The organism is Ruminococcoides intestinihominis (genome assembly GCF_040096285.1).
Taxonomy (GTDB): domain Bacteria; phylum Bacillota; class Clostridia; order Oscillospirales; family Acutalibacteraceae; genus Ruminococcoides; species Ruminococcoides intestinihominis.
Map to the genome: position 1 here is coordinate 1 of NZ_JBBMEY010000057.1, position 8843 is coordinate 8843.

The 8843-nt window shown below is 33.4% G+C and carries 11 protein-coding genes; 7 read left to right on the top strand and 4 right to left on the bottom strand.

What is annotated here, in order from left to right:
- Window positions 1-419 precede the first annotated feature (419 nt).
- Genes WMO18_RS09900 through WMO18_RS09915 form a run of 4 tightly spaced genes read right to left on the bottom strand, consistent with a single transcriptional unit; the run spans window position 420 to window position 4663 of the window.
- Window positions 420-1439: a rod shape-determining protein gene (locus tag WMO18_RS09900; RefSeq protein WP_211148220.1), complete on the bottom strand. Its 1020-nt coding sequence runs from the start codon at window positions 1437-1439 to the stop codon at window positions 420-422.
- Between the two features lie 15 nt (window positions 1440-1454).
- Window positions 1455-2093 carry a ComF family protein gene (locus WMO18_RS09905; protein WP_022505605.1) on the bottom strand — a complete coding sequence of 213 codons (639 nt, stop codon included), beginning with the start codon at window positions 2091-2093 and terminating at the stop codon, window positions 1455-1457.
- Complete coding sequence (gene recD2, locus WMO18_RS09910) at window positions 2090-4300, bottom strand: SF1B family DNA helicase RecD2 (protein ID WP_211148219.1); 2211 nt, start codon at window positions 4298-4300, stop codon at window positions 2090-2092. Before recD2 ends, WMO18_RS09905 begins: the two co-directional genes overlap by 4 nt.
- Before the next feature lie 30 nt (window positions 4301-4330).
- Complete coding sequence (locus WMO18_RS09915) at window positions 4331-4663, bottom strand: hypothetical protein (RefSeq protein ID WP_211148218.1); 333 nt, start codon at window positions 4661-4663, stop codon at window positions 4331-4333.
- Between the two features lie 117 nt (window positions 4664-4780).
- Between WMO18_RS09915 and WMO18_RS09920 the strand changes: the two genes are divergently transcribed.
- From WMO18_RS09920 to WMO18_RS09950, 7 genes are all read left to right on the top strand, one after another.
- A complete protein-coding gene (locus WMO18_RS09920) occupies window positions 4781-4963 on the top strand; it encodes a DUF1540 domain-containing protein (protein WP_022505602.1) in 183 nt (60 codons plus the stop codon).
- Between the two features lie 113 nt (window positions 4964-5076).
- A complete protein-coding gene (dpsA, locus tag WMO18_RS09925) occupies window positions 5077-5928 on the top strand; it encodes a dipicolinate synthase subunit DpsA (protein ID WP_211148217.1) in 852 nt (283 codons plus the stop codon).
- On the top strand, window positions 5925-6497 hold the full coding sequence (locus tag WMO18_RS09930; protein ID WP_211148216.1) for a dipicolinate synthase subunit B: 573 nt from the start codon (window positions 5925-5927) through the stop codon (window positions 6495-6497). The genes dpsA and WMO18_RS09930 overlap by 4 nt, the downstream gene beginning before the upstream one ends.
- Window positions 6498-6592: 95 nt before the next feature.
- Window positions 6593-7114, top strand: coding sequence for a hypothetical protein (locus WMO18_RS09935; protein ID WP_211148215.1), 522 nt, complete (start codon window positions 6593-6595; stop codon window positions 7112-7114).
- Between the two features lie 9 nt (window positions 7115-7123).
- Complete coding sequence (gene ispD, locus WMO18_RS09940; RefSeq protein WP_022505598.1) at window positions 7124-7879, top strand: 2-C-methyl-D-erythritol 4-phosphate cytidylyltransferase; 756 nt, start codon at window positions 7124-7126, stop codon at window positions 7877-7879.
- A 1-nt stretch (window position 7880) separates the two neighbouring features.
- Window positions 7881-8357, top strand: coding sequence for a 2-C-methyl-D-erythritol 2,4-cyclodiphosphate synthase (gene ispF / locus WMO18_RS09945; RefSeq protein ID WP_022505597.1), 477 nt, complete (start codon window positions 7881-7883; stop codon window positions 8355-8357).
- 70 nt (window positions 8358-8427) lie between these two features.
- A complete protein-coding gene (locus WMO18_RS09950) occupies window positions 8428-8658 on the top strand; it encodes a hypothetical protein (RefSeq protein ID WP_211148214.1) in 231 nt (76 codons plus the stop codon).
- Window positions 8659-8843: the final 185 nt, after the last annotated feature.

Consider the following 8843-nt stretch of genomic DNA (forward strand, 5'->3'; position numbering starts at 1 on the left):
TAAATTTATAATATCTACATAGGGCATAATACCTTTATTTAGGATAGTTTGTAACGGTCCAACAGTGTTGGACCCTACACCTGTGAGTCATAGTTTCATATGATTTTATGGTATATATTCTCACTACAAATTCACCTTAACTAACAATCAAAATTAAAAAGACAAACCCTAATTTATCAAACTAATCTTTACCCACAGACAAAATTGAAAAAAACTAATTTATAGGAAAGGGCTAAGATAACCCTTTGGTAAAAACAAAGCTAAAAAATAATGGAATACAGTAACAAAAGAGAAAGGTCGGTATTTTATTACCGACCTTTTGATATAATATAAATTTTAATATATCAAATTATTATCAAATTCATAAAGAACTTTACAATGGATTATTCTTAATAGCATAATCAATATAATAAAAAATTTTAATAAACTGCAAGTAAAGGGTTAATCTCGTGACCTTTATTATTATCAACCTTATTTATGTACTGAGAGGCTTTTACAATGCCTTTGATTGTACAAAACTCAGGTTCACTAGCAATGGTGATTTTTAGGTTTCTTATGTAGTCCTTAACAAGCTCTTTTAAGCCCTCAATTTTGCTAAGTCCACCTGTAAATACAATGCCACTTTTAAGAATATCACCGTTTAATTCAGGAGGTGTGTTTTCCAACACATCAACAATACCTCTGATAATTTCAAGCATAGTTCTTTGATAAATAGGTATTAGCTGACTTTTTCTAACCTCAATAGCTTTAGGTAAGCCACTTACCATATCTCTGCCTTTCATAATAAAGGTTTTGTCAGCATCAACAAATTTAACTGCACCGATTTCTTTCTTGCATTGTTCAGCCATTTGCTGACCGATTGAAAGATTGTAATGACTTTTCATATATTTAATAATATTCTTGTCCATTTCATTACCGGCTTTTTTGATAGAAATACCGGAACTGACTCCACCTAAGGAAAGTACTGCAATGTCAGCAGTACCACCACCTAAGTCAGCAATCAACTTACCTTCACCTGAAAGTATGTCAAGACCTGCACCCATTGCTGATGCTTTAGGTGTTTCAATTAAATACACAGACCGTACGCCATAACTGCTGATAGCATTTACTATTGCTCTTCTTTCAACTTCGGTTATTCCACCGGGAACAGCAGTAATAATTTTAGGCATAGATATTCTTTTTCTGCAACCTTTTTCTATGAAAATTCTTATCATATTTTCCATAAGTTCTGAGGCAGATACTGCACCGTCAACCATAGGAAAGGTAGCCTTTACTCTCTCGGGAGTTTTTCCGATAGTTTTGTATGCCATATCACCAACTGCTATTATTGAATTTGTATAGGTGTCATATGTAATAACTGATGGTTCAGAGATTATAACACCTTTATTTTTTGTAGCAACTTGAGTATTGCAAGTGCCAATATCTATAGCAATATTCATTATGTTCTCCTAAATTTATGCTTTGCATAGTGTACAACAACATACTGTGTTGCATCCACCTTTGAAAAGTGTTTTTGCACATTCACCAATGGTACAACCTGTTGTAATTATATCATCAACAATAAGTATATTTTTGTCTTTTATTAGACTTTTGTCAATTACCTTGTATGCATTCTTAACATTATTCATTCTGTCTTTGCCTTTTAAGGTATGTTGCACTTTATTGTTTTTGTGTTTAAACAGTGTTTCTGTATAGGGAATGTTAAGTTCTTCGGCAATTGTTCTGGCTAAAATTTCTGATTGATTGTAGCCTCTTTCTTTCAGCCTTTTATTATGTAAAGGTACTGCAGTAATAATGTCAAAGTGTAAGTCACCATAACTTTTCTTAATAGTATCAACCATTAAAATTCCCATAGACTTGCCAAGGTATTTTTTATCATAAAATTTAAAATTCAGTATACCTTTCCGAAAATCATCTTCATAGTAAAATGGTGAAATACACCTAAATCCACCAATAGCAAAACCATCAAAATAATTTATAGGGAATTTGCTGATGCAATCTTTACATACTATTTCCTTTTCTTCAATAACTTTGTTACAGAAAGGACATCTGTTTGGAAAGAAAAAGTTTTTTATTTTATCTGCAATACTCATATAGCACTATCTTGTTGTAAAAAATATTTTAGTCCTGTATATCGTTTATTCTTCTTGTTACTGTGGGTCATATTAGCAATAATGTTGCTATCTCCAACAATAATAAGTAGTTTCTTTGCCCTTGTAACACCTGTGTAAAGTAGATTTCTGTAACACAACTGTGGTGGTGTGTGGAACAAAGGAATAATAACTGCCTCAAATTCATTACCCTGACTTTTGTGTATAGTTGTTGCATAGCTTAATTCAACATCCTGCGCTGAGTCATAGTCATAGGTAGCAACCTTGTCATCAAATCGAATTTTAATGTATTGTTGCTTTTTGTTAATTTCAATTATTGTGCCGATATCACCGTTAAAAATACCGGTAGAAGTTTCTCCATCATCTTTAGTGTACATTATGTCATAGTTATTTTTGTACTGCATAACCTTGTCACCGATACGAAGAATCTTTCTGCCAAACTTAATTTCTTGTTTGTCTTTAGCCGGTGGGTTAAGTGCATTTTGTAGTCTTTCATTTAAGTCAGTTGCACCTAAAGCACCTTTTCTACCGGGACACAAAATTTGTATATCCTCAGTAGGGGAATAGTTGTAGCTTTTTACAAGTCGTCTTGTAAACAAGTCAATTACAAGGTTAGTTGCATCTGTGCCATTTTTAGTTGGCAAGAAGAAAAAGTCATTGTTGTGTTTTGAAATGTCAGGAAGTTCACCCTCAACAATTTTGTGAGCATTAGTAACAATAAGACTTTTTAGTGATTGTCTGAAAATTTCTGTTAATTCTACAAATGGTAATTTTTCACATTCAATTAAGTTGCCAAGAATATTACCCGGTCCAACTGACGGTAGCTGATTACTGTCACCTACAAGAATAAGTCTTGTGGCAAATGGCAAAGCCTCTATTAAACTTGCAAATAGCTGACTATCCACCATAGAAACTTCATCAACAATTAGTGCATCACATTTTAGTAGGTTCTTTTCGTTTTTCTTAAATACCGGTTTATCATCTTTATCATAGGCAACTTCCAGTAGTCTGTGAATTGTTTTTGCCTCTTTGCCGGTAACTTCACCCATTCTCTGTGATGCTCTGCCTGTAGGTGCAGTTAGCAGTACAGTTTGTCCATTCTTTTCAAGTATCTTAATAATGGCATTTAGTGTTGTTGTTTTGCCTGTACCCGGACCACCTGTAAGAATAAGAAAGCCTTTTTCCATAGCTGACTTAATAGCCTCAATCTGCTTTTCTGCATACTGAATATTCTCCTCTTGTTGTATCTTTTCAATAAGAGTATCTGTATTTGAAAACTTAGCAGCAGGGAAACTTTGCATTAGTTTAATTCTGTTTGCGATGAAAGTTTCTGCTCTGTGCATTTCAGGTAAGAAAATAAAATTCTTATCATCAAAATTTTCACGCATAAGTGACGCATCAAAAATCATATTATTAAGTGCGTCTTTCACAAGGTCCGTATCAACTTGTAGGAAGTTTGTAGTAGTGGCTATGAGCCTTTCTTCCGGTAAACAAGTGTGACCGTTTTGCTTGTTGTGGTTTAGTACATGGGCAATACCTGCTCTCACTCTGTTTTTATCATCAATAGGTCTGTCTTGCTTTTTAGCTATCATATCAGCCATTTCAAAGCTGACTCTAAGTCCATTGTCACAAAGTGTATATGGATTATCTCTAATATATTCAAGACTTCTGTTGCCAAAAAATTTGTAAATTCTTACAGCAGTATTTGCAGAAATTTGAAATTCACTAAGGTATAGCATAAGCTCCCTTATACCGATACTTTCCTTTAGCTGTTTGGAAATATCATTAGCTTTCTTTTCTGAAATACCCTTTAACAAAGCAACTCTCTCAGGTTCATTTTCCAGCACTTCAAGAGTTTTTTCTCCAAATTCTTTTACAAGCATTGTAGCAGTTGATGAACCCACACCTTTAATTGCACCGGATGAAAGATAACGCAAAATACCGTTAGAGGTTGTTGGAATAGTAGGTTCAAAGGTTTCTACACAAAACTGTAAACCATAGCTTGGGTGACTTTTATATCGACCGTATAGCCTAACTTCCATACCAACTTCAACAGTAGGCATTACTCCTGTAGCAGTAATTAATTCTTTCTTAACATCTACATCAACTACGCTGTAACCGTTGTCGTTGTTTCTATAAATAATATCTTCAATTGTCCCTGTAATTTGTAAAATTTCATTATTATCCATAAATTATATTATAACACTAAACGGCTATATTTACAATGAATTAACCTCATTAGAAAGACACTTTTTGTCAATAATTTTTATAAAGTCATAACCATAGGTCAGGGACTTAATGTCATTTATTGCTTCTTTAGATAAATTCTCGGTAACAATAATAATTTTCTGTGGTCTAAAGCTACCCATCCATTTTGTTTTTTCTATTGCACTTCTTACTATAAATTCATAATTTGAATGACTGTTAACAGGTGTAATCAGCATAGTTGAACATTCATTTTTTACACTCATAATTCTAAAGATTAAGTAGCTGATAATTTCCGTAAAACCAACAATAGCAAATATAAAAAGTAATGTATATAGAAATAGCATATAACCACCTCACTACATAATATGTTGATAATTTATTTTTGTCTGTATATTTTATTAAGTTTTAATCCATAATAATTAGGCACAAAGAGTTGTGCAAAATATTTTGAGGTGATAAATATGGACAAGACAAATAAGAACCATTCAATCCGTTGTACCGTTACTTCTTGTGAAAACCACAATATGTCAGAAAACTATTGTGCCCTAGACACAGTAAATATCGGTACACATGAACCACATCCTAGTGAAAGTAAATGTGTTGACTGCGAAAGTTTTGTAGCAAAGTCAAAGTGCAGTTGCTAATAACTTTTGCACATTAAATTATTTTATGGCGACACAACTTAGTGTCGCTTACATATAATAAAGTATAAGACGAAAAATAAATAGTTAAGATAATAAGATAAAAGGTGCTTTTTATGAAAAGTGATAAACTGACTTTTGGTATTCTTGGTGGAGATAAAAGAAATTACTACCTAGCTAAGGCACTAAAGAATGATGGTTATGAAGTAAAGTTATGTGGCTTTGAAAAACTGTCAAATATGAGTTGTGAAGTAGCCTCTGCTTTAGACAGTGATGTGCTTGTTCTTCCTATTATTCCTTTTGATAAGGGTAAAGAAGTAAAGTCCCCTTATGCTGAAAAGACTGTTGACCTAAGTGGTTATGAAGATAAATTAAAGGGTAAAAAAGTCTTTACCGGCAAGAGAGAAAAATTTCTTTCTGAATTTTCAGGTATGGAAAAGGAAACCTTGTCATATAGTGATAGAGAAGAGTTCTCTGTGAAAAATGCAGTACCTACAGCAGAGGGTGCAATAGAAAAAGCAATAAATAGCAGTGACTTTACTATAAACGGTAGCAAGTCACTTGTTTGTGGCTATGGTAGAATTGGCAAGGTGCTTTCAGAGATGCTTCGTGGGATGGGTTCTGAGGTCACTGTTTCTGCCAGAAAGAGCAGTGACCTTGCGTGGATAAAGCTCAATAGTTTTCAGGGTGTTAAGACCGGTTATTTTTCTGAATTAGAAAAATACGACTTAATATTTAACACTGTACCTGCTATGATTTTTGATGAAGAAAAGTTAAAGAGAATAAAGTCCGGTGCATTAATTATAGACCTTGCCTCATACCCTGGTGGGGTTGACTTTGAAAAAGCTAAAGAGCTTGGGGTAAAAACAATTCATGCCTTGTCTTTACCGGGAAAGGTAGCACCAAAGTCAGCCGGAGAAATTATTGAAAGCACAATTTTGAGCATACTCAAGGAGGATGACGGGTGAAAAAGCTTGCCGTCGGATATGCTCTGTCGGCTTCCTTTTGTACCTTTAGTAAATCAATAGCACAGCTAAAAAAAATAGTGGAGATGGGGTATGATGTTATTCCCATAATGTCCACAAATGCAAGTACTAAAGACACAAGATTTGGAACTGCACAGACATTTGTAACGGAAGTAGAAAACCTGACAAATAAGAAAGTTATTAGGACAATAGAAGATGCAGAACCGGTTGGACCAAAGAAAATGTGTGATGTTCTTGTAGTAGCTCCTTGTACCGGCAATACCCTTGGGAAAATTGCCAACGCTATAACCGATACACCTGTTACTATGGCAGTAAAAAGCCACCTGAGAATTCAGAGACCTGTACTACTGGCAATAGCTACTAATGATGGTCTTGGTGCATCTGCAATGAATATAGGAAAACTCTTAAATACTAAAAATGTATATTTTGTTCCAATGTCACAGGATGATTGTGTGAAAAAGCCTAATTCTTTGGTAAGTGATTTTACCCTTATTCCGGAATGTATAACATTAGCTTACGAGAATAAACAATATCAGCCTGTGTTTATATAGATTAATAAATTTTAGTAGCCTCATATATATGGGGCTACTTGTTTTTTACTACACTATATGATAAAATGTGACTATCTGAAATAAGGAATGATTGTATGAAAATTTGTCCAAAATGTAAGAAAATATATGATGAATCAGAGGTTACTTGTTCTGACTGTAGAAAAAAACTGAAGAACATTGAAAACAAGAACACACCTGTAGGTGTTTGTAAAGTTTCAGGTGTGGACAGAATGAGAGTTCATGCTGCTTTGGAAGATGCAGGTATTCCATCCGGTGAACAGAGAGTAAAGAGCAAGGTTTCTGCTGAGGCTATTACCGGTGGTGACCTTTCTGATGTTATTATTACTGTACCTTACCAGGCATATGACAAGGCACTTGACATTTGCATAGGTATCGGTGTAGTAGATGATGATACCATTGACGAAAAGACTAAAGAAGATATTGAAAGCAAAAAAGAACAGTATGATAAAGACATTGAAGAATTTGAAGAAATGACTCCTAAGAAAAGAACACTTGTAAGGATTGTTTCTGCATTATTACTTATTTTAATTTTCTGCCTATTTATTTGGGGAGCAGACTGGCTAATTGATTTTATCAAAACATTGTTCTATCAGTAAGAGGAAAAAATGAGATTAACTAAAGTTCTAAACAAACATTTTAATCCATACGAGAAAGAAAATATGAATAGGAAAGAACCTTTCGTTTCAGCAGTAATTGTTTGTGCAGGTAACAGCACAAGGATGGGACTTAATAAGTCAAAGCAGTTTATTGATTTGCTAGGTAATCCGGCAGTATATTATACACTTTTAGCCTTTGAAAATTCTTTGTCAGTTAAAGAAATTGTTATTGTATGCAGAGAATGTGACAAAGCTGATTTTCAAAGTATTGTTGCAAAGTACGGCTTTACAAAAGTAGTTGCAATAGTAAATGGTGGAGAAACTCGTTCATTAAGTGTAAAGAATGGCATTGATGCAACAAGTGAAAAAGCAACTCATATTGCTATTCATGATGGTGCAAGGTGCTTAATTACAACAAATGAAATTGAAAAGGTAATTTTGTCAGCATTGCTTACAGGTGCATCAGCTTTAGGTGTTAAAGTTAAGGATACAATTAAGGTTGTAAATGATGATGAAACTATTAAGGATACACCTGACAGAAGTACCTTAAGAGCAATTCAAACACCACAAGTTTTTGACAAAGACAAATACATAAAGTTCCTTGAAAATGCAAAAAATGATGCAGTTGACTTTACAGATGATTGCAAACTTTTTGAATACTTTGGAGAAAAGGTAACTGTTGTTGACGGTTTATATACAAACATAAAGTTAACAACACAAGATGATATTATTTTGGCAGAAAGTATTTTGAAAGGTAGAGAATAATATGAGAATCGGTCATGGTTATGATGTTCATAAGCTAGTTGAAAATAGAGATTTAATAATTGGTGGGGTAAAGATCCCCCATACTATGGGATTACTTGGTCATAGTGATGCAGATGTGTTATTACACGCAATTTCCGATGCACTTTTAGGTGCTTGTGCTTTAGGTGATATTGGAAAGCATTTTCCTGATACTGACCCTAAGTATAAAGGTGCTGATAGCTTAATGCTACTTAAAGAGGTTGTAAAACTACTTGACCAAAATGGTTATTATATAGAAAATATAGACTCAACAATTATTGCTCAAGCCCCTAAGATGAAAGACTATATCCTTACTATGAGAGAAAATATTGCAAAGGCTTGTAATATTGATGTTGATAGAGTCAGTGTAAAGGCTACAACAGAAGAACACCTGGGCTTTACCGGCAGAAAAGAGGGTATCTCTGCTCATAGTGTTTGCCTAATTAACGAGAAGAATTAATTTTTTGAAAATTAAATTAAAATTTATAATTTAAATCACCTTGCACAAAATAAGTGTGAGGTGATTTTTTATGTTAAGAAATAAAAATAATAAAGAACCTAAAAATAAAAAATCCAGTAAAAGATTTAATGTATCAAATATAGAAGAACCTGATATGAATATGGAATTTAGTACCTGTTCATCATATGATTGTACAGGCCTTATCCCATCAGAAGTAGTTAACCAAGAAGAATACGAAAATTATGACGAAATGTATCAGTTCCTCCCAACAGATTTACGAGATGAAGATGATTTTTATTAATGTATTTTAATTTTGATTGTGGGTTAAGATTAGTTAGATAAATTAGGGCTTGTGGGAATGTTGCAAATTATATAAAAGTGTATACTATGTCCTTTCTCTCTTATATACCAAGTTATTGCACAATTAATAATACAACAATATTTTGTAGCATAAACAGTACCGATTTTTATATCATATTATGGCTT

What these genes read in the sequence shown, in the direction of transcription:
- WMO18_RS09915 (WP_211148218.1), bottom strand. Translation starts at nt 4,663, where the DNA reads ATGCTATTTCTATATACATTACTTTTTATATTTGCTATTGTTGGTTTT.
- recD2 (WP_211148219.1), bottom strand. Translation starts at nt 4,300, where the DNA reads ATGGATAATAATGAAATTTTACAAATTACAGGGACAATTGAAGATATT.
- WMO18_RS09905 (WP_022505605.1), bottom strand. Translation starts at nt 2,093, where the DNA reads ATGAGTATTGCAGATAAAATAAAAAACTTTTTCTTTCCAAACAGATGT.
- ispF (WP_022505597.1), top strand. Translation starts at nt 7,881, where the DNA reads ATGAGAATCGGTCATGGTTATGATGTTCATAAGCTAGTTGAAAATAGA.
- WMO18_RS09920 (WP_022505602.1), top strand. Translation starts at nt 4,781, where the DNA reads ATGGACAAGACAAATAAGAACCATTCAATCCGTTGTACCGTTACTTCT.
- dpsA (WP_211148217.1), top strand. Translation starts at nt 5,077, where the DNA reads ATGAAAAGTGATAAACTGACTTTTGGTATTCTTGGTGGAGATAAAAGA.
- WMO18_RS09900 (WP_211148220.1), bottom strand. Translation starts at nt 1,439, where the DNA reads ATGAATATTGCTATAGATATTGGCACTTGCAATACTCAAGTTGCTACA.
- WMO18_RS09935 (WP_211148215.1), top strand. Translation starts at nt 6,593, where the DNA reads ATGAAAATTTGTCCAAAATGTAAGAAAATATATGATGAATCAGAGGTT.
- WMO18_RS09950 (WP_211148214.1), top strand. Translation starts at nt 8,428, where the DNA reads ATGTTAAGAAATAAAAATAATAAAGAACCTAAAAATAAAAAATCCAGT.
- ispD (WP_022505598.1), top strand. Translation starts at nt 7,124, where the DNA reads ATGAGATTAACTAAAGTTCTAAACAAACATTTTAATCCATACGAGAAA.